Consider the following 20762-nt stretch of genomic DNA (forward strand, 5'->3'; position numbering starts at 1 on the left):
TTAATATACTCTGCTATTGGGTGCTTACGATATTTTTTTCAAAGGCCAAGAATAAACTGGCCATAGCTGCTGAGATAATGAACGTCACAAGCAGGACTAATTGACTGGCAAGCAGGGGAAGCAAAGTCGCCAGATAATAATTGTGCGGCATGGCAACAAAGCCGGTCACGAAGGAAGTAAGCACCGCAATAATCAACGCGGCTTTTTCCAATGGGCGAAATTCTTGTTGAAGAAGCGTAATCTTCGTCCAGCCAAGCAGAGTTTTCACCCCAAATGACTTCAAGTCTCTGACAAGCAAGATAATAAAGTAACTGATTTCGATAATAATTGTCAATCCTGCAGCAAGCAGCAATGCATCAATCAAGATTCCTTCATCAGTATAACTACTACCACCTGCAACATTCCGCAAAGTTGACGTTTTTTCACCAGTTTCATTAGCCACAGCCGTCAGCAATTTCTGATATTGAGCTCTGTTCTTAATTCCGTGAATTTGATAAGTACCATTGACAGAGCCAAGCAAGTCAGTCAAAGTTTCCAATTTATAGATCGTTACGGGAACACTCAAGGGGAACGACGGCAGCTCTTTAATCTGATTAATTGAGCCATTTCCCAAGCCAATTGTGGATTGCGAATTTTTAGCAGTCAGAAGCTTATTCAAGTCTTTCCAACCGAGAGCTTCTTGTCCCGCGATCTTTAATGAAGGTGTCGTTTGCTTAGCCTGGCCTGCAAGACCAATCTTGATCCTAGAATTGCTCGTATCGGTTCTGCTAATTAAAAGATGGTTTTCGGCTCCATATCGATTCAGAAAACTCGCCACAGAATCGCGATCAGAATAGCTAACACTGGTTAAGCTGAACCGATATTCTGAATCTTCAAAATAACTTTGAACGTTATCGCGATATTGTTTGCCAAGAAACCAAATGGCAATTGTAATAAAAAGGATACTTTGCACTAGCAGTAAGAAATAGCCGAAAAAATAGCTTCTTTTTTTGAGAATCTTTCTCATATTTTATCCCTCATATCTATCCAATCAGAAGCGTAACAATGAACAAAGCATGCTCTTAGGAAAAAGCATGCTTTGTAAATTTTATTTACAGTCCCAGTACGCTTCCAGCGTATTCTTACCAATGTACTTATTGACCGAAGCTAATGTTCCCCTCTTTTTCCAACCCGACCATTCGCCATTAACAGTCGTGCTGTGAGTATACACATGACTCTGAACTTCAGACCAGCCCCATAATCCAGCTGTGCGGCCATGATTCCAATAAACTGCAGTGTTCTTATAATGGACTGTTTGTGCTAATACAGGCGTAGCAGCTGCCATAAAACTTGCAACAGCTACTAGTGAAAACATAAGTTTTCTACTTTTACTAGTGAGCTTTTTATTCATCTCAGTCCCCCTTATAACAAACAAAAAAACATTAATTAAGTAAACGTCTACTTAAAAAATATTATCACAATGTTTTTTAAAAGTAAAGGTGCATCATAATATTACTTTCAGTATATACAGATAGTTTTTATATTTCTCATCGTTTTTCCTATCCGCGGATATTTAAGCGCGATAAAAATTGTATTATCCCCCATTTCACGGTAAGATAGCAGTATCACAGACAAAAAGGAGAAAAAACACATGAGTCATGAATTAACTCTGCAGGAATTGGCGGAATTCAGCGCCAATTTCAATGCTGACCCGAAGAACCAAGTCATCGCCCGCGCTGCCGCCAGAAGCGGGGTTCTGGAAGCTTCCTACAACGAACGCGTGGCTGGCCGCCTGACCAGGGTCTTTTCAACTGAATTGCCAACGGACAACGTTACCAACCAAAAGCAGTCCGGCCGCTGCTGGCTTTTTTCAACCATGAACATCTTGCGCCACAACTTCGGCGCCAAGCACAAGGCCAAGAATTTCACCCTGTCCCAAAGCTACAACTTCTTCTGGGACAAGCTGGAAAGAGCCAACCTCTTCTATGAAAAAGTGATCGAAACCGCTGATAAGCCATTAGACGACCGGGAAGTCCGCAGCTACTTCGACTTCGCTGGCCACGACGGCGGCCAATGGCACATGGCCATCTCTTTGGTCAAGAAGTACGGTGTCGTGCCAAGCTACGTCATGCCAGAAAGCTTCAACACTTCCGCTACGGCCGGCCTAGCCAGCGCCTTGGCTGACAAGGAAAGAAAAGACGCCCTGGCCTTGCGTCGCCTGGCTCAAGCTGGTGACCAGGAAGGGCTGGAAAAGGCCCGCAAGACCTTCTTAAACGAAATCTACCGGATGGTCGCCATCGCCGTTGGTGAGCCGCCTAAGACCTTTGATTTGGAATTCAGAGACGACGACAAGAACTACCACCTGGAAAAGAACCTGACTCCAGTCTCCTTCTTCAACAAGTACTTTGACGTCGACTTGGACGACTACGTGGTCTTGACCAACGCGCCAGACCATGAATACGGCAAGCTCTACCACCTGGGCGCTGAAGACAACGTCGAAGGCGGCAGCCCGATCCTCTTCTTGAACGTGCCAATGGAATACCTGGAGCAAGCCGCTGTGGCCCAATTAAAGGACGGGGAAGCTGTCTGGTTCGGCAACGACGTCCTGCGGCAAATGGACCGCAAGACCGGCTACCTGGACACTGACCTCTACAAGTTGGATGACCTCTTTGACGTTGACCTCAGCTTGTCCAAGGCTGACCGCCTGGCTACCGGCGTTGGTGAAGTTTCCCACGCCATGACCCTGGTCGGGGTTGATGAAGACAATGGCGACATCCGCCAATGGAAGGTGGAAAACTCCTGGGGCGACAAGTCCGGGGAAAAGGGATTCTTCGTTATGAGCCACAACTGGTTTAAGGAATACGTCTACGAAGTCGTTGTCCACAAGAAATACCTGACCAAGGACCAGAAGGAACTGCTCTCTTCAACTCCTGTTGAACTTGCTCCTTGGGACTCATTAGCCTAATACTAGCTCTTTAAGCACGAAAAAACCGCTCAGTTCTCTAACAGAACTTGAGCGGTTTTTACTTTGGACTTAATCCTTGCTCTTAAACTGGTCGCCGGCCAAAGACCGGTAGAACTCAGCATGAGCCGCGTTGTAGTAAGGCACCAGCCAGAGGAAGCCGATCCCAAAGGACAGGACGGCTAGAATGTCCCAGCCGATAAAGCTCAAGTCAAAAACAAACAGTTCCCACTTGTGCCCGTTCATCAATTCCTTGCTCTTGCTAATAGCTTCAGTTGGCTCTGGCTCCTTGCCGGCATCCAGCATGTCCTTCAAGATATATGGCGCCATGGAGTAGCTGAGGCCCTTGATAATCCCGGGAATTACCAGCAACAGAGTCCACATGGCCGTAAAGAACATGGTCAAGAAGGTGGTTAAAAAGGTCGGCAAAAAGCGGCTGTTGGTAAAACCGGAAAAAATCCCGGTAAAGATATTAGTCTTCTCTTCCTTGTCGACCAGGTGCAGGTAGGTATAAGTTACCCCCGCAATGATCAAGGCACTTAAAAGAGAGCCGACTACGCTCGTGCTCACTGAGACGGCACTGATGTTACTCCCCTGCACGGCCGTGAAGCCAGCTGGTACCCCGTTAAAAATCCCGGAGAAGACAGCGGTCATGAAAGTCAGACCAACTGCCCAGCCCCACTTGCCCTTCAGCTTTTGCTTGGCCGCGGCCTTCAAGGCCGGGCGGTCAATTGTTACATTTGCATTTTCCATCATAAATACCCCCGAATTCGAAAGCTGCCCTTTAGGCAGCGCTGTTATCTTGTCATAATTATATCATAGCAAGGATATCCTTATCAGTTAAAAAGACAAAAATGGACAAAAAATAGACGAAAGACAAAAAGAGAGCTCGCTAGAGCTCTCTTTCTTTATCTGCTTTATCAAACTACTTTTCGTAGCTTTGGGCAACCTTTTCGTAGTAGGCAACTTCATCGTCAGTACACTTAACAAAGTGGCCTGGACGGATTTCATGCATGGACCGTTGGTCGTCCTTGCCGTCGCCTTCGAACTTGCCATATTCGTAGTCGATCCGCTTGCGTGACCGTTCAATTTCTGGGTCCGGCTGCGGCACGGCTGAGATCAAACTCTTGGTGTAGTCGTGCAGTGGGTGGTCGTAAACTTCGTCAGCGCTGCCGACTTCCAGCAGCTTACCATAGTGCATAACCCCGATCCGGTCAGAAATGAACTTAACCATGGACAAGTCGTGGGCGATGAAGAGGTAAGTCAAGTCACGCTGCTTCTTCAAGTCGATCATCAAGTTGACAACCTGGGCTTGAATGGACACGTCCAAGGCTGAAATAGGTTCGTCGGCCACGATAAACTTCGGTTCAACGGCCAAGGCCCGGGCGATCCCGATTCTTTGCCGCTGACCACCGGAGAATTCGTGTGGAAAACGGGAAGCGTGGTTACGGTTCAAACCAACCGTTTCCAGCAGGTCTTCGACCCGCTTGCGCCGTTCTGCCTTGTCCTTGACCAAGTGGTGGATGTCCAGCCCTTCCGCGATAATGTCTTCAACCGTCATTCTTGGGTTAAGGGAAGCGTATGGGTCCTGGAAGATCATCTGCGCGTCGCGGCGGAAAGCCAATTGTTCCTCGCGGCCATGCAGCTTGGTCACATCCTTGCCTTCAAAGAGGACTTCACCGGCCGTTGGCTTGTACAGCTGCAAAATTGACCGGCCAGTGGTGGTCTTACCAGAACCTGATTCACCAACCAGGCCGAAGACTTCACCTTCATAGATGTCGAAGCTGACGTCGTCGACACCCTTGGTGACGGTGCGCCCGTTCTTGAAGTATTGCTTCAAGTGCTTGACCTCTAAAATCTTTTTTCTTTCTTCTGGCATATTCTGCTTCTCCTTTAATCCTTGTCAGCTGCTTGCAGTTCCTTGTAGTGTTCCCAGCGACGCACGATTTCATCAGGCGGAGTAACCTTTGGCGCGTCTGGGTGCAGGAGCCAGGTAGCAGCTTGGTGGGTTTCTGAAACCTTGAAGAACGGCGGCTTCATTTGCGCGTCGATCTTCATCGCGTACTTGTTTCTCGGGGCAAATGGGTCGCCCTTTGGCGGATCAAGCAAGTCTGGCGGGGTCCCTGGAATTGATTCCAGCTTTTCACTGGTCAGGGTCGGCATGGAGTTGATCAAGCCCCAAGTGTAAGGGTGTTGCGGATTGTAGAAGATTTCGTCAACCGTCCCCTTTTCCAAAAATTCCCCAGCGTACATAACGTTAACGCGGTCAGCCATCCCGGCAACGACACCCAAGTCGTGGGTGATGAAGATGATAGAAGTCTTGACTCTCTTTTGCAAGTCCTTCATCAAGTCCAGGATTTCCGCTTGAACAGTAACGTCCAAGGCAGTGGTTGGTTCGTCGGCCAAAAGGATTTCCGGTTCACAGATCAAAGCAATGGCGATAACGATTCTTTGCCGCATACCACCAGAGAATTGGTGCGGGTATTGGTTGATTCTTTCTTCAGCGTTCGGAATACCAACGGCCTTCATCATTTCCAAGGCCTTGGCCCAGGCTTCCTTCTTGGAAGCACCCTTGTGCTTGATCAATGGTTCAGCGATCTGCTGGCCAATCTTCATGGTCGGGTCCAAAGAAGTCATTGGGTCCTGGAAGATCATGGCGATCTGGTTACCACGGATTTGCTGCCATTCCTTTTCGGAAATCTTCAGCAGGTCCTTGCCGTGGAAGAGGATTTGCCCGCCCATGATCTGGGAGTTCTTGGCCAAAAGGCCGATGATGCTCCGGGTGGTAACAGACTTGCCTGAACCGGATTCGCCAACGATCGCTAAAGTTTCACCTTCATCAAGGTGGAATGAAACGTCACGAATGGCCTTAACTTCACCAGCGTAAGTGTGGAAGTCGATCTTTAAGTTTTTAACGTCTAAAATTCTATTTGCCATATGTTCGTCTCCCTTATCTTTGGCCCTTAGGGTCGAAGGCATCACGCAGACCGTCGCCGAGCAGGTTGAAGGCAATCATCAAAACGCAGAGGACTGCAGCTGGGTACCACATTTGGTATGGCAGGAACTGGAAGTTCTTCTGCCCTTCGTTCAAAAGCACACCCAGAGAAGTTTCAGGAGCGGAAATACCGATACCGATGAAACTCAGGAAGGCTTCGAAGAAGATGGCACTCGGGATGGTGTACATGGTTTGAATGATGATGATACTGGACAGGTTTGGAATCAGGTGCTTGGTAGCGATCTTAAAGGTTGATTCACCCAAGGACCGGGCTGCCAGAACGTATTCTTCATTCTTCAAAGACAGTGTCTCGGCACGAATCTGCCGGGCCATCGTGGTCCAGGATGAAATAGCCAGGGCCAAGATGATGGAAGTGATACCAGGCTTCAAAACAACCAGCATCAAAACAACGATAACCAGGGTTGGAATTGAAGAAATGATTTCGATGATCCGTTGCATGATGTTGTCAGTCATGCCGCCCTTCCAGCCAGAGATGATCCCGTAGGTAACACCGATGGCCAGGTCAAAGAAGGCAGCGACAATGGCAACAATCAAGGAAATCTTGGTACCATAGATGATTCTTTGTGCCAGTGACCGGCCCAGGTAGTCGGTCCCGGCAACGAAGTACTTGCCAGCTGGCACTGATGCGTAAGCGTCAGTCCAAACGCCGTTTTGCTTGATCTTACCGTTCAAGCCGTTGAGCCAGTCAAAGCCCTTCCACTTGGCAGGCAGGTTGGCATATTGCGGAGCTGACTTAACCAAGCTGGAGTTGTTGATCCAGAAGCTGGAGCCGAAGGCGATAACCACCATCACGATGATGATTACGGCTGAAATCACGGCTGCCTTGTTGCTCTTGAATCTGATCCACACGTTCTGCATGAAAGAAAGTGAGGGACCTGAAATGTGTTCCGCGCTTTGCGTGTCACCCTTTTCCACGTGTTCAAAGGATTCAGGTGTGATCTTTACGTTGCTTGCGTCTTGATCCATTGATTTTAACCTCGCTTTCCATTAATCAGTCAGTCTGATCCGTGGGTCGATCAGACTGTAGACGATGTCAGTAATCAGCAGGATTACCACCAGGCCGAAGCAGTAAACCATACTTACGCCCATGATGGTTGGGTAGTCGTTAGTCAAGATTGACTTGGTGAACTGTTCCCCGATCCCAGGAATGTTGAAGATGTTTTCGATAACCATTGAACCAGTCATCAAAGCAACTGCGTATGGCCCGATCAAGGTAACCAATGGAATCATTGAGTTACGCAGGGTGTGCTTTCTGATGACTTCGATCCGGCTGAGGCCCTTGGCCTTGCCCAGTTCAACGTAGTCAGAACTCAAGGTATCGACCATTTCCGTTCTGATAAATCTGGCTGTTTCGGCCAGCGGCCCTACCGAGAGGGCAATGGTCGGCATGATCGTCTGTGATACTTCACCCCAGCCGGCGATTGGGAACCAGCCGAGCTTCAAGCCGATGTAGTATTGAAGCAATACCGCCAGAACGAAGTTAGGAACAGACTTACCGATGATGGAAACGATCGTCGCGGTTGAGTCGATCCAAGTCCCTTGGTTCATGGCAGCGATTGAGCCGATGATGATCCCCAGGATAACCCCGACAACCAGAGCCTGCAGACCCAGTTGAGCTGAAGCACCCAAACGAGCCCCGATCAGAGTAGAAACAGGCTGGTTGCTGTATTGGAAGGAAATCCCAAAGTCACCATGGGCGGCGCCTGCCAAGTAGGTAATGTATTGTTGGATAACAGGTTTGTCCAAGCCGTATTGCTTGTTCATAATCGCCTTTTGGGTAGCCGTCATCTTTGCTTCGTTGGCGTACGGAGAACCTGGCATCATCTTCATTAAGAAGAAGGTAATCGTCGCAACGAGGAACAAAGTGAGGATCATGTAGAAAATACGTTTTAGTAAGTATTTAGCCATAGTATTGCTCCTTACACTTTTTCGCTTTAATCAGCATTACATTTTTAATGTTTTTCTTATTATACCAAAAAATAAAGAAATTACCATACGATGATATAAAACTGTGCCCCTAAAAGTCAAGCACTACGGGCTTTTTGTCCGTTTTTTCCATCATTTGGCAACTAACTTAAACTTTGCTTTTTTCTTTTTTGAGTCTATCTGGAACTTAGACTGTGCTTTTTAAAATAAGTGTTCGGCTAAGATAATAATGTTAGTCTTTTTTCTGCAAAAAGCTAATTTTCTTAACTTTTTGTTCCAGAAGCCCCTCGCCTGCTCCCCTCCTTTTAGTCAAAAATTTTCTATTCCCGGACATAAATCCCGAAATAAAGAAAAAGTTGAGCGTTATTGCTAACATCTCAACTTTCAATTATACCACGGTTAAATTTTAATTTTTCACCGCGTAAGTCGTCTTAAAGTCAGGGTATTCGCCATTGAAGACCAGGTTCTTGATAGTTGGTCTGATCATCCAAGCCTGGCCCATGTGGTAAAGCGGGCTGATGGCTTCCTGGTCGATCAGGATCTTTTCAGCCTTGAGCAAGGCCTTGCGGCGCTTGGTCTTGTCCATGGTCAAAGACGCTTGGACGGCCTTGTCGTATTCCTTGTTCTTCCACTTGCCGAAGTTGTAAGTCTGCCCTGACTGCATGTAAGCCAGGAAGTGGTATGGGTCTGGGAAGTCGCTGGTCAAACCGCCTAAAACGACGTCAAAATTATTGGCAATTTGCCGGGAAACCCGGGTCGTCTTTGGCAGGTTGTTGACGGAAACGGTCATCTTGCCGCCAAAAGCCTCAGTCAAGGCGCTCTGGATGAACTCAGTCTGCTTCTTGTAGCTGTCGTCGTCATCCGCCATCAAAGTGAAGGAAACCTTCTTGACGCCTAATTCCTTCAAGGCCTTCTTGAAGTAGCTGCGGGCGGACTTGAGGTCGTATTCCACGTGCTTGTTCACGCTGGAGTTGGCACTTTCAGCTTCCTGGGCAAAATTCTTCCCGTCTAAGACCACATTGGTGGCTGAGAAGGTCTTGGCCTGGGTGTTGTAGGTACCGATCGTGGACAGGAGCTGCTTGCGGTTGATGGCCATGGAGATGGCCCGGCGCAGGTTGGCGTTGCGGAAGATCTTTTTCTTCTTGTAGTTGTAGCAGAGGTAAGTGGTGTTACCCAAAGTCAGAACCCGGTAGCCCTTCTTGCCTTTCATGCTTTTTGCCGCCTGGGTGTCCAGGATGGCCGCGTCCAGCTTCCCGGTCTGGTAGAGGTTGTAGTCAGTTGATGGGGTCTTCTGGACGCTGTAGTTGATGGTCTCCAGCTTGACTGCCTTCTTGTCCCAGTAATACGGGTTCTTAGCCAGCTTCCAGGTCAGGTTGGACCCAGTCCAGCCCACGGACTTGAAAGGCCCGTTATAGACGGCGTAGGCGGATTTGGTCCCGTAGCGCTTGCCGTACTTCTTGACAGCCTTGGAGTCCAGGGGCTTCAAGCTGATGGCCGTAACGACCTTAAAATAAGGAATCTTCTTTTCAAAAGTCACGACCAGCTTGTACTTGCCTTCGGCCTTGACGCCCAGGCTAGACGGCTTCTTCTTGCCTTCAGAGATCTTGATGGCGTTCTTGATACCCTCATAGTTGTTGACCTGGCCGGAAGCGGTCTTGGGGTCAACCTGCCGGCGCCAGGCGTAAACAAAGTCTTCTGCCGTTACCGGGTCCCCGTTTGACCACTTGGCATTCTTTCTCAAGTAAAAGGTCCAGGTCAGACCGTCTTTAGAGGTCTCGCTCTTGGTGGCCACGCCTGGAATAGTCTTGGAGTCCTTGCCCAGCCGGTAGAGGCCTTCATAAGTGTTGGCGATCTGTTCCTCACTGGCCGTGTCGTCGGCTTTGGCCGGGTCCAAGCTCTGCAGTTCAGAAGTCGTCATCCAGTTGATCGACTTTTCATAGCCGCTGCTGGACACGGGCTTGGCTGACTTGGTCGCGGTCTTGCTGCAGGCCGCCAGCAAGAAGGCGCCGGATACGGCAACAGTTGCCGTCAGAAGCTTTTTAAAATTACTCACTGTCTTATCCTCTCTCTTAGTCAAAAACTTGTTGTAAAACACATCTTTTAGCAATTCATCAGCATCTAATCATTCTCTCATTATAAAATATTTCCCACCCTGTGACAAATCAAAAAATATAAAAAACAGGAAATAGCCAAAATAACATATAGGGAAAAAAGAAAACGGAGCCGGAGCTCCGTTTTCGTAAAAATCTGTCAACTTATTTTTGTAATTTCCAGACTACTTAAACTACTTGATGTAGGCTTCCTTAAAGTTGTAAGGAGCACCGGCACCGTTGAAGACAACGCCCTTGACGCTAGTCTTAACCAGGGTAGCTTCGTTAGTGTAGTACAGTGGAGTAACCCCTTGGTCTTCCAGCAGGGCCCGTTCAGCAGCCACCATTGCCTTCCAGCGGGCTGCGGTTGACCCGGTCGTCTTGGACAGGGAAACGTTCTTGTTGTAGGCAGTTGATTCCCACTTGCCGTAGTTGTAGGCGTTGCCCTTGGTCAAGAGGTCCAGGAAGGAGATCGGGTCTGAGAAGTCAGCCGTCCAGCCAGTAGCCACAACGTCGAACTTCAGACTTGATACCCGGGACAGACGGGTCTTGAATGGCACGTTGGAAACTTCGACCTTCATGCCCAGGGTTGATTCCAGGGCACTTTGGATGAATTCGGTAACCTTCTTGGCGTCATCAGTGTCATCCCCAAGCAGGTTGATCGTGATCTGCTTCTTGCCCAGTTCCTTCAGAGCCTTCTTGTAGTATTCCTTGGCCTTGGCCTTGTCGTAGCCTTGAACTGCCTTAGTAGCAGCGGTTTGCACTTCGCTTGAGAAGTCCTTGCCAGTGCTTGAGTCAGTAATGCCGGCAGCCGTGAAGGAAACAGCCGGGTTGTTGGCGGCACCAACAGTCGTTGCCAGTTCCTTCTTGTTGATAGCCAGGGAGATGGCCTTACGCAGGTTGGCGTTAGCTAAGTTCTTGTCCTTGGCGATATTGTATTGCAGGTACTTGGTTGAAGCAAACTTTCTTACAGTCCAGCCGGTTGAACCCTTAAGCTGCTTGCTTTGCTGGGCGTTCAAGTTGGTTTCGTCCAGCTTGCCGCTTTGGTAGAGGTTGTAGCTGGTTGACTGGGTCTTTTGGACGCTCATGCTGATCTGGTCCAGCTTGACGTTCTTCTTGTCCCAGTAGCTGTTGTTCTTAACCAGCTTCCAGGAGAGGTTGGTCCCAGTCCACCCGGTCATCTTGAATGGACCGTTGGACAGAACGTACTTGGCAGCCGTACCGTACTTGTCCCCGCACTTTTCCACGAACTTTTGGTTTTGTGGGAAGAAGATGTAGAAGCCCATCAGCAGCTTGAAGTATGGGATTCTCCGGTCCAGGGTCACCGTCAGCTTGTACTTGCTGTCAGCCTTGATGCCCAAAGTGTTGACTGCCTTCTTGCCGGCAACGATCGCGTCAGCGTTCTTGATGCCTGAGAAAAGGTAGGCGTATTCAGAAGCAGTCTTTGGATTGACCGTTCTTCTCCAGGAGTAGACGAAGTCCTGGGCGGTAACTTCATCCCCGTTGGCCCATTTAGCGCCCTTGCGGAGGTTGAAGGTCCAGGTCTTGCCGTCAGAGCTTTCCTTCCAGCTCTTGGCGATGCCTGGAGTGGCCTTGGCATTGTTGCTAAGCCTGATCAAGCCTTCCATGACGTTGTTGAATTGGTCAGCGTCGTAACGGTCGGTGGCCTTGGACGGGTCCATGGTCGTCAGTTCGGCAGCTTCGGTCCAGGACAGCTTTTGCGCCTTGGATGATGAGCTTGACTTGCTTGATGAGCTGCCACAGGCTGCCAAAAGCGCAGCTGAGGCGAGCAAAACTGAGCCGGTAGCGAATAACTTCTCTTTTCTCATAATTGCACCTCGTTTAATTAAAAAACAAACATAAATTAGACTAGAATTAAAAGCTATAACTTAAGTCTAATTATAACGGGGATTTTTTAATTTTCAACCTTTTTTTTAAAAATAAAAGCAGACAAAAAAGAAAACGCCTTCCGGCGTTCTCTTCTAAGCTTTAACTTGCTTGTTTTTACTTGATGTAGGCGTCCTTGAAGTTCCAAGTACCACGGTTTTGGATGACGTTCTTGACGCTTGGACGGATCATCCAAACATTAGTGTCGTAGTACAATGGTGAGATCCCGGCATCCTTCAGCAGGATAGTTTCAGCCTTGCTCAGATCGCTCCAGCGCTTGCTTGCGGAAGCAGTGGTCTTGGAGTCGGCAACCAGCTTGTCGTAAGTTGCGTTCTTCCACTTACCGTTGTTTTCAGAGTTGGTTGAAGTGAACAGGTCCAGGAAGGAGATTGGGTCGGCGAAGTCGGCGCTCCAGCCGGAAACAACGATGTCGAAGTTGCCGGCAGTTGACCGGGACAGACGGGTCTTGAACGGCAGGTTTTGCACGCTGACGCTGACCTTGTCGCCGAAGGTTGATTCAAAGTTGGACTGCAGGGCTTCAGTGGTCTTGTTGCCGGCGTCAGTGTCGTCAGACAGGATCTTGAAGCTGAACTTGCTTACGCCAAGTTCCTTCAAGCCCTTGTTCATGTACTTCACAGCTTCCTTCTTGTTCGGGTTAGCTGGGTACAGAGTTTCAGCTGAGCTTGGGATCAGCTTGGTGTAATCTTCCCCGTTGACGCTAGTCAATTGGGTTGGAGTCAAAGTGTTGGCCGGTTGGTTGTTGCCGCCCAAAGTGGTGGTCAAGCCCTTCCGGTTGACCGCCAGTGACAAGGCCTTGCGGACGTTGGCGTTGGCCAGGTACTTGTTCTTGGCAATGTTGAATTGCAGGTAGAAGGTAGCACCTTGGTTAAGTTCGGTATAACCCTTTTGGTTCTTCAATTGCTTGGTTTGTGAAGAGTCCAGGGCCGTAGCGTCCAGCTTGTTTGACTGGTAAAGGTTGTAGGCGGTTGATGGAGTCTTTTGAACAGTCCACTTGATGGTGTCGAGCTTGACGCTCTTCTTGTCCCAGTAGTATGGGTTCTTAACCATCTTCCAAGACAGGTTGGACCCGGTCCAGCCAACGTGCTTGAACGGACCGTTGTAGAGCATGTACTTAGAAGCTGTGCCGTACTTGGAACCGTACTTGGTTACAGCCTTTTCTGACTGCGGGAAGAAGACGGCAAAGCCCATCAGCTTGTCAAAGTATGAGATCCGCCGTTCCAAAGTCACGACCAGCTTGTACTTGCCAACTGCCTTGATCCCCAAGGAGCTGACTGGCTTCTTGCCAGCTACGATGGCATCAGCATTCTTGATCCCGGAGAAGAGGTAGGAATATTGGGAAGCGGTCTTTGGGTTAACAGTCCGGCGCCAGGAGTAAACAAAGTCCTTGGCGGTCAATTCACTGCCGTCGCTCCACTTAGACTTGCGCAAGGTATAAGTGTAAGTCTTCCCGTCCTTAGAAACCTTTTCGCTGGTTGCCAAGCCCTTTTCCAGCTTGGAGTTCTTGCCTAAACGGTACAAACCTTCCATCGTGTTGGAAATCTGGTTGAAGGAAGCCGCGTCGGTGGCCTTTGAAAGGTCCATCGTTGGAATTTCGGCTGAATCCATCCAGGTCAAGGTCTTCTTGCTGCTGGATGATGAAGAACTGCTATTGCTGCCACAAGCAGCAAGCAATGCTGCTGAAGCCAAAACCGTGGCTCCCAGGCTTAAACTCTTAGATAATTTCATCTTTTTCTCCTTGCTTTTACTGACTGTTCCAGCGCCTATGCTAGTTAAGACTCCACAGCAGTCTTTAATGATATTTTCATTATAATTCTCTGCTTGATCAGCTTCAAGCGTTTTTAAGAAAAAATGTCATATTATTTCATCAATCTAAATATACCAAAGCAAATACAAGTCAATTAAACATATATCAAAATAAGCAGACAAAAAAGAAGAGGCAGAGCCTCTTCTTTTTGCTTGATTACTTGATGTAAGTGTCCTTGAAGTTCCAAGTACCGCGGTTTTGGTAGACGTCCTTAACAGTTGGACGGATCAAAGCAGCATTAGTGTTGTAGTAAAGTGGAGCAACACCGACATTGTTCAGCAGGATGTCTTCTGCCTTAGTCAGGTCGTCCCAACGCTTGCTGGTTGAAGCAGTAGTCTTGGAGTCAGCGATCAGCTTGTCGTAGCTTGAGTTCTTCCACTTACCGTTGTTTTCTGGGTTAGTTGAAGTGAACAGGTCCAAGAAGGAGATCGGGTCTGCGAAGTCGGCACTCCAGCCGGAGATTACGACATCGAAGTTACCTGCAGTTGACCGTGACAGACGGGTCTTGAATGGCAGGTTTTGAACTGAAACGCTGACCTTGCTGCCGAAGGTTGATTCAAAGACTGATTGCAGGAATTCAGTAGTCTTCTTGCCTGAGTCAGTGTCGTCGGACAAGATCTTGAAGCTGAACTTGCTTACGCCCAGTTCCTTCAAGCCCTTGTTCATGTACTTGACAGCTTCCTTCTTGTTGGTTGAAGCTGGGTAGTAGCTTTCAGCAGACTTGGAGATCCGCTTGGTGTAGTCTTCACCGTTAACTTCAGTCAATTGAGTTGGAGTCAAAGTGTTGGCTGGAACACTGTTGCCGCCAAGTGATGAAGTCAAGCCCTTACGGTCAATAGCCAGTGACAGGGCCTTACGGACGTTGGTGTTGGCCAGGTACTTGTTCTTGGCTTGGTTGAACTGCATGTAGAAGGTTGCACCTTGGTTCAAGGTTACGTAGCCCTTCTGGTTCTTCAATTGCTTGGTTTGTGAAGCGTCCAGGCCAGTGTAGTCCAGCTTGTTTGATTGGTAAAGGTTGTAAGAAGTTGATGGAGTCTTTTGTACGCTCCAAGTGATAGTGTCAAGCTTGACGTTCTTCTTGTCCCAGTAGTATGGGTTCTTGACCATCTTCCAGGACAGGTTTGAGCCAGTCCAGCCGGTTTGCTTGAACGGACCGTTGTAAAGCATGTACTTAGAAGCAGTACCGTACTTAGAACCGTACTTGGTTACGGCCTTTTCTGATTGTGGGAAGAAGACGGCAAAGCCCATCAGCTTGTCAAAGTAAGCGATCCGGCGTTCCAAAGTAACAACCAGCTTGTACTTGCCAACAGCCTTAACGCCCAAAGTGTTGGCCTTCTTCTTGCCGGCTACGATCGCGTCAGCGTTCTTGATCCCGGAGAAGAGGTAGGAATATTGTGAAGCAGTCTTTGGGTCAATAGTTCTGCGCCATGAGTAGACGAAGTCTTGGGCAGTAACGTCGCTGCCGTCGCTCCACTTGGACTTGCGCAGAGTGTAAGTGTAGGTCTTCCCGTCCTTAGAAACCTTTTCGCTGGTTGCCAAAGCCTTTTCCAACTTGGAGTTCTTGCCCAAACGGTACAGACCTTCCATAGTGTTTGACAACTGGTTGAAGGAAGTAGCGTCAGTGGCTTTGGACATGTCCATGGTTGGGATTTCAGAAGCAACCGTCCAGTTCAAAGTCTTCTTTGAAGAAGAGGATTCCTTACTGCTGTTGCCGCCGCAGGCAGCCAAGAGAGCAGCTGATGCCAGCACAGTTGCACCAACGCTCAAAGTCTTAGATAACTTCATCTTTTTTCTCCTTATAACACATATTTGTTTGCGCTGAAAAGATGGCCAACACAGCTTTAAGCCGTCTCTCAGTCAACATGATAAATTGATTATAATTCTAAGTTAGACTCTTTTCAAGGGCTAACTTAAAGAAAAATAAATTTTTGCCCATAAAAAGCTAAAAAGATGTCATCACCTGGCCAGTTTGTTAATTTCCTCTAATTTAAATACCACTCCTGCTTAAATTCCTGGACAAAATCCCGCATGTATTCTGTCCGCCGGCGGGCTTCCTTTTGGGCGGCCTGGCTGTTCATCAGCCCTTCCAGCTTAAAAAGCTTTTCATAAAAATGATTGATCGTAGTTTCTTCATGATTCCGGTATTGATCATGACTGACCAATTCCATCGGCGGAATTTCCGGGTCGTAGATCTTGTCATCGTGCTTGCCGCTGTAAACGAAAGCCCGGGCAATTCCCATCGCCCCCAGAGACTCCAGCCGGTCGGCATCCTGGACGTACTCTCCTTCTAAAGAAAGTTGGTAGTGGCGGTCAATGTTTTTGGAAAAAGACATGTGCTCGATCGTGAAAAAGACGTTTTCCTGGTCCTCTCGGCTTAAGCCGGCTGCCGTGAAGACTTCCCGTAATTTGGCCAAAACTTCACTTGGGTTTGGGCAGACCTTTTCATCGATCGTATCGTGAACAAAGCCCGCCGTATAAGCGATGTCCCGGCTCTTTTGGCTAGACTCCGGGTGATCAGCCAGCAGCATTCTTTCAGCTAAAACCGCCACCCGCTGGCCGTGGTAGTAATCATGCCCCGTTCTTTCTTCGGCCAGGTTTTCTTTGACAAAATCCGCGATCAGTTTCCGTTCCATTTTTACCTCCGTGTTTGCTTTAATTATTTTTTCAATTATAGCGGATGGCTCTAAAAATGCAAGCAAAAAAGAGAACTAGAGTTCCTAGTTCTCTTTTAGAATCTTATAATCATTCTGCAATGACAAGGTGATATAAAAGACCTTGCCATAGCGGGCGTCTTCAACTAGCCGGGTCTTGCTGAAGACCTTCTCGCAGCCGCCATCCTTGGTTAGCAGGCGGCAAGACAAGCAGCGCGGCCGGTCAGGTACCCGTCTTGCATCCTCACCGGCCACCAAGTCAAGCAATGCCCGGTCAGAAGGGTAGATTAAACCCAGCAGCTTGCCAGCCGTAAAGGCAATTAAATCCGCGAAACCCTTGAAGCCCAGCATGTCCAGAAGGGACTGGTTGGCAAAAAGAATTTCCCTCTCCCCTTCTGCCTGGCAAATGAAGAAAGAAACCGGCAGGTTGTCGGCCACCTCCCTTAAGGTAAAGCCAAACTGCTTCCGGTCAGTCCGCGTCATTGCATCGTTGTACTCCCGCCAGCCATGCTTGCCATCGTCCTTGACCACGTAAAGGGCCAGGTCTGCCTTAGCCAGGGCATCAGCCACCGAGACGGCCTGCTGGGGGTAGTGAACATAGCCCAGGGAAATGGAAAAAGGATACTGCTGCTCTTTAGCGGAAAAAACCTGGTCCAGCTTGGCCAGATTGGCGACCTGGTCGTCGCTTGTGCCCGGAACGAACGCGCAGAATTCATCACCCCCGTTGCGGCAAATGATTGCCTCGCTGCCCAGGGTACTCTCCATGTTGAGGGCCAAAGTCACCAGAACCTGGTCACCCACATTGTGACCATGGACGTCATTGATCAGCTTGAAATTGTCGATGTCCAGCATGACGAAGCTGCCCTGGGCAGCCGGATGCTGGCGAAGGTAGTCATTGACCCGGTCATCAAAGGCCGCCCGGTTCAAAAGGGTGGTCAAGTCGTCCCGGCTGGACATGTATTCCAGCTGCTTCTGCCTTTGCAAAAAATAGCGGAGCAAAACCAGCAAAGCCGTCAGCAGCCCAGCGATCAAAAGATGGGCCAGCAAGTATTTCCCGTCCAGCAGGTAAAACTTCCCGTCATCAGCTATGAAGTCCCGTGACCGGGTTTCTATCGCGGCTAAAGCAACTGTAAAAATAACCAGGACAATGGCCGTCGTATTGGCAAAATTGGCGAATCGCCGCCGAATGACCAAGAGCCGGGTCGAAAATTTCTGCATGCGATCCCCTCCAAAATAACAATTGACTAATAATTCTTAGTATATCAGTATTTTGAAGAGCGATGCAAATAATTTAATCACTTTTGCTGATCATAAGCTGCTAGCCAGATTTGAACTGGCGACCTCCTCCTTACCACGGCGGTGCTCTACCTCCTGAGCTACAGCAGCGCCTTAATTGTAACATGCCGGCTTCTTTTCGGCAAAAAGATAAAAGCGAGAAAAAAGAAAAAGAAAGCTTCCAGTTTGGAAACTTTCTTAAACATCTATTAGCCCTTGATGTGCACCAAGGTGTACTTCTTCTTGCCCTTGCGGATGATGACGAACTTGCCGTCAAAAGCAGCTGCCGGGTCAACTTCAAAGTCAGTGTCCTGGATCCGGTCGCCGTTGACGTAGATGGCACCGTTGTTAACGTCTTCTCTGGCCTGCCGCTTGGATGATTCGATCTTGGTGTCAACCAGGAAGTCCACCAGATTCTTCTTTTCTGCCCCGCTCTCAGCACTTGGCGCCTTGGCCAGGGCGATTTCTACCTGCTTGGTGGTCAAGTCCTTCACGTTGCCGGAGAAGAGGGCCTCAGTGACCGTTTGGGCTTCCTTCAAGCCGCTTTCGCCGTGAACGAACTTAGTCACTTCTTCCGCCAGCCGCTTTTGGGCTTCCCGCTTCCAAGGTTCAGTCTTGACCTTTTCTTCCAAGGCGTCGATTTCTTCATGGCTGAGGAAGGTGAAGTACTTGAGGTACTTGATGACGTCCCGGTCATCCTGGTTGATCCAGAATTGGTAGAATTCGTAAGGACTGGTCTTTTCCGGGTCCAGCCAGACAGCGCCGCCGGCAGACTTGCCGAACTTGGTCCCATCAGCCTTCAGCATCAATGGGATAGTTAAGCCAAAGGCTGGCCGGTCTGCCCCTTCCAAACGATGGATCAAGTCGATCCCGGCCGTGATGTTGCCCCATTGGTCAGCCCCGCCGATCTGCATTTGAACGCCGTGGTCCCGGTTCAAGATGTAGAAGTCGATGGCCTGCAGAATCTGGTAGGAGAATTCAGTGAAGGAGATCCCGTTTTCCAGCCGGCTGGCAACGACTTCCTTGTTCAGCATGTTGTTGACCTGGAAGAGCTTGCCGTAGTCGCGGAGGAATTCCAGCAGGGTCATCTTGCCCAGCCAGTCGCGGTTGTTGACGATGCGGAAGTTTTCCGTGCCAAAAAGCTTGACCATCTGCGCCGTCAGCGCTTCTTCATTGTGCTTGATCGTTTCTTCAGACTGCAGGACCCGTTCAGTTGACCGGCCAGATGGGTCGCCGATTGACCCGGTACCCCCGCCGATAACGATGACTGGCTTGTAGCCGGCCAGTTGGAATCTCTTCAAGATCATGAAAGGAATCAAGTGACCGATGTGCAGGGAGTCACCAGTCGGGTCAGTCCCGCAGTAAAGAGCCAGGTCGTCATGCTTGGCCAGGTAATCCCGCAAGCCTTCCTCGTCAGTTTCCTGGTTGATGGCGCCGCGCCATTTCAAATCTTCCAAAATGTCAAAATTTGCCATTTCTGCCTCCGGATAAAAAAAGTCCCTGGATCAAAAGATCCAGGGACGACTAAATTCTGTCTTAGCCGTGGTACCACCCACGTTCGCACAAAGTGCCTCTTTGGAGCTTCTTAACGGGGCTCTCCTCCCCGCGCTGTATTTCGTCTGCCTGGCCTGTCTAGCTCGCACCAACCGCTAGTTCTCTGAACGCTGAACCAGGCAGCTACTTCGCTGTCGCGTTTTTATAAAAATAACATGATTTCGCCCCGGGGTCAAGCGCCTTTTTAAAAAGCAGCAGGAGGAGCAGCAGCCAGGAAAACCAGCACAGGTTAATCAGCAAGCTGCACCATAAAGGCTGTTTAAAGGTCATAATCACGGTATTCTTGCCCATTCTAGCCCGCACAACCGGGAATCCGCCGCTTTTTCTTTTTAGATTATGGATCTTGCGGCCATTGAGCGTTAATTCTGTCTGCGAGTATGCAACAAGTGGCAAGGTTATTTTGCCGCCAGTACTTGTCCAGCTTAATTTAAGCCTGCCGCCAGTCATTACCTGGTGGTCAAACTTCTTCCAGCGTTTAATTACCAGCATATGGTATTTGTGGCCTAAGTTGTCTTCTTTCCCAACAACGGGCAAATAATCCGGCTGATTGCCATAACTCATCACAGAAATCAAGGGTTTAAGCCCTTTGCCCACTACCTGGGCCATTTCAGGCGTTCCATTAGCGTGAAAAGTATTTTTCCGATGGCTTTCCGCTACCGGGACAGCCGTATCTAGCAGCAAAGCCAGCGATAAAAGCAGCAAGAACGGCTTCCCGCCTTTAGCTGCAAGTTTCTGGATACTTAAGCCAAAAGACAGAATCACCATTGGGTAGATTATAACCACCAAACGGAATGGAAACTGAAAGTTGCTGGCCAGAACTGGCCACTTATTTTGCACATATCCCCAAGGAAAACGGTTGGATGCAATGAGCATAAGTACTAAAGACCATATTGCCAAAAGCTTTTCCACGCTTTTGGCAGCCCGGTTAAAAAAGATGTACAGGAAATTCAAAAGAATTATGGCCAAAAACATCGGCATCAACTGTCCATAGCTGCTTCCCAGGTCGTTTTGGTAACTTCCCAGCTTCAAGCCGCTTACTGCCATATTATAGGCATCCAAGTGGGCCATCTTGTTGCTGGCAGCCAGCCAAAAAACTGCAACAATCGTATTCAAGCCCAATGCGCTGGCCAATGCAACTGCCTTAAAGAAGTCTTTCCAAACATTTCTCTTTTTAAAAAGCGCCAGCAAGAAAAACGGGGCCAAAAGCACGCATGCCAATAGGGCGCTGAGCAGGTGAACCTGCAAAAGCAAACCCATCGTTGCCCCAAGGATGACCCAATCGATCGGCTTTTCCTGGTCTTTAACCATTCGCACCCCATTAAGCAGGACCAAGGGCATGAAGGCCTGCCCCCAGCCGCTAAAGGAACTGGCGTTGATAAAAGCGGGTATCATGCCGATATTGATGTACACCAAGCTTAAGAGCAAACTGGCGATTTTGCTGACGCCGCTATAGCGTAAAAGATGCATCATATTTCCCGCGGCTAACAGGCAAAGCAGGTAAATACTGATGATTTGAAAAGTAAACCAATTTCCGCACAGCAGAAGCAAGGCACCATTAAAATAGGCAAACAATGGCCCATAGCAGGCGTTAATGATC

At 48.9% G+C, this 20762-nt stretch carries 16 protein-coding genes and 1 tRNA gene; 1 reads left to right on the top strand and 16 read right to left on the bottom strand.

Features of this window, described 5'->3' with window-relative positions; genetic code table 11:
- Nucleotides 1-13: 13 nt before the first annotated feature.
- Together ACYVUV_RS09495 and ACYVUV_RS09500 are read right to left on the bottom strand one after the other, a co-directional pair.
- Nucleotides 14-1006, bottom strand: coding sequence for a hypothetical protein (locus ACYVUV_RS09495; RefSeq protein ID WP_484499284.1), 993 nt, complete (start codon nt 1004-1006; stop codon nt 14-16).
- Nucleotides 1007-1087: 81 nt separating this feature from the next.
- Complete coding sequence (locus tag ACYVUV_RS09500) at nt 1088-1390, bottom strand: hypothetical protein (RefSeq protein WP_439775264.1); 303 nt, start codon at nt 1388-1390, stop codon at nt 1088-1090.
- A 240-nt stretch (nt 1391-1630) separates the two neighbouring features.
- Between ACYVUV_RS09500 and ACYVUV_RS09505 the strand changes: the two genes are divergently transcribed.
- Entirely contained in the window at nt 1631-2944 is a 1314-nt protein-coding gene (locus tag ACYVUV_RS09505) for a C1 family peptidase (protein WP_439775263.1), read from the top strand.
- Between the two features lie 69 nt (nt 2945-3013).
- Here the strand turns inward: ACYVUV_RS09505 and ACYVUV_RS09510 are convergent, their stop codons facing one another.
- From ACYVUV_RS09510 to ACYVUV_RS09575, 14 genes are all read right to left on the bottom strand, one after another.
- The gene (locus ACYVUV_RS09510; RefSeq protein ID WP_439775262.1) at nt 3014-3697 is read right to left on the bottom strand and encodes a DUF975 family protein; all 684 of its coding nucleotides are present in this window, start codon (nt 3695-3697) and stop codon (nt 3014-3016) included.
- Nucleotides 3698-3866: 169 nt separating this feature from the next.
- Nucleotides 3867-4820: an ABC transporter ATP-binding protein gene (locus ACYVUV_RS09515; RefSeq protein ID WP_439775261.1), complete on the bottom strand. Its 954-nt coding sequence runs from the start codon at nt 4818-4820 to the stop codon at nt 3867-3869.
- A 14-nt stretch (nt 4821-4834) separates the two neighbouring features.
- The gene (locus ACYVUV_RS09520; protein ID WP_270447167.1) at nt 4835-5878 is read right to left on the bottom strand and encodes an ABC transporter ATP-binding protein; all 1044 of its coding nucleotides are present in this window, start codon (nt 5876-5878) and stop codon (nt 4835-4837) included.
- A gap of 13 nt (nt 5879-5891) precedes the next feature.
- Nucleotides 5892-6923 (bottom strand): ABC transporter permease, encoded by a 1032-nt coding sequence (locus tag ACYVUV_RS09525; RefSeq protein ID WP_439775260.1) that lies wholly within the window; start codon nt 6921-6923, stop codon nt 5892-5894.
- Nucleotides 6924-6944: 21 nt separating this feature from the next.
- Complete coding sequence (gene opp3b, locus ACYVUV_RS09530; RefSeq protein ID WP_439775259.1) at nt 6945-7865, bottom strand: oligopeptide ABC transporter permease; 921 nt, start codon at nt 7863-7865, stop codon at nt 6945-6947.
- Nucleotides 7866-8289: 424 nt separating this feature from the next.
- The gene (locus ACYVUV_RS09535; RefSeq protein ID WP_439775258.1) at nt 8290-9936 is read right to left on the bottom strand and encodes a peptide ABC transporter substrate-binding protein; all 1647 of its coding nucleotides are present in this window, start codon (nt 9934-9936) and stop codon (nt 8290-8292) included.
- A 231-nt stretch (nt 9937-10167) separates the two neighbouring features.
- Nucleotides 10168-11802: a peptide ABC transporter substrate-binding protein gene (locus tag ACYVUV_RS09540; RefSeq protein ID WP_439775257.1), complete on the bottom strand. Its 1635-nt coding sequence runs from the start codon at nt 11800-11802 to the stop codon at nt 10168-10170.
- A gap of 175 nt (nt 11803-11977) precedes the next feature.
- Entirely contained in the window at nt 11978-13606 is a 1629-nt protein-coding gene (locus ACYVUV_RS09545; RefSeq protein WP_484499285.1) for a peptide ABC transporter substrate-binding protein, read from the bottom strand.
- A gap of 235 nt (nt 13607-13841) precedes the next feature.
- Nucleotides 13842-15470 carry a peptide ABC transporter substrate-binding protein gene (locus tag ACYVUV_RS09550; protein ID WP_484499286.1) on the bottom strand — a complete coding sequence of 543 codons (1629 nt, stop codon included), beginning with the start codon at nt 15468-15470 and terminating at the stop codon, nt 13842-13844.
- Nucleotides 15471-15667: 197 nt separating this feature from the next.
- Complete coding sequence (locus ACYVUV_RS09555) at nt 15668-16318, bottom strand: HD domain-containing protein (RefSeq protein WP_439775479.1); 651 nt, start codon at nt 16316-16318, stop codon at nt 15668-15670.
- An 84-nt stretch (nt 16319-16402) separates the two neighbouring features.
- A complete protein-coding gene (locus ACYVUV_RS09560) occupies nt 16403-17554 on the bottom strand; it encodes a diguanylate cyclase domain-containing protein (RefSeq protein ID WP_439775480.1) in 1152 nt (383 codons plus the stop codon).
- A gap of 95 nt (nt 17555-17649) precedes the next feature.
- Nucleotides 17650-17722 (bottom strand) — tRNA-Thr (locus tag ACYVUV_RS09565).
- 98 nt (nt 17723-17820) lie between these two features.
- The gene (tyrS, locus tag ACYVUV_RS09570) at nt 17821-19086 is read right to left on the bottom strand and encodes a tyrosine--tRNA ligase (RefSeq protein ID WP_439775481.1); all 1266 of its coding nucleotides are present in this window, start codon (nt 19084-19086) and stop codon (nt 17821-17823) included.
- Nucleotides 19087-19288: 202 nt separating this feature from the next.
- The gene (locus tag ACYVUV_RS09575; RefSeq protein WP_484499287.1) at nt 19289-20737 is read right to left on the bottom strand and encodes a hypothetical protein; all 1449 of its coding nucleotides are present in this window, start codon (nt 20735-20737) and stop codon (nt 19289-19291) included.
- Nucleotides 20738-20762: the final 25 nt, after the last annotated feature.

This window comes from Lactobacillus sp. WILCCON 0149 (assembly GCF_057197965.1).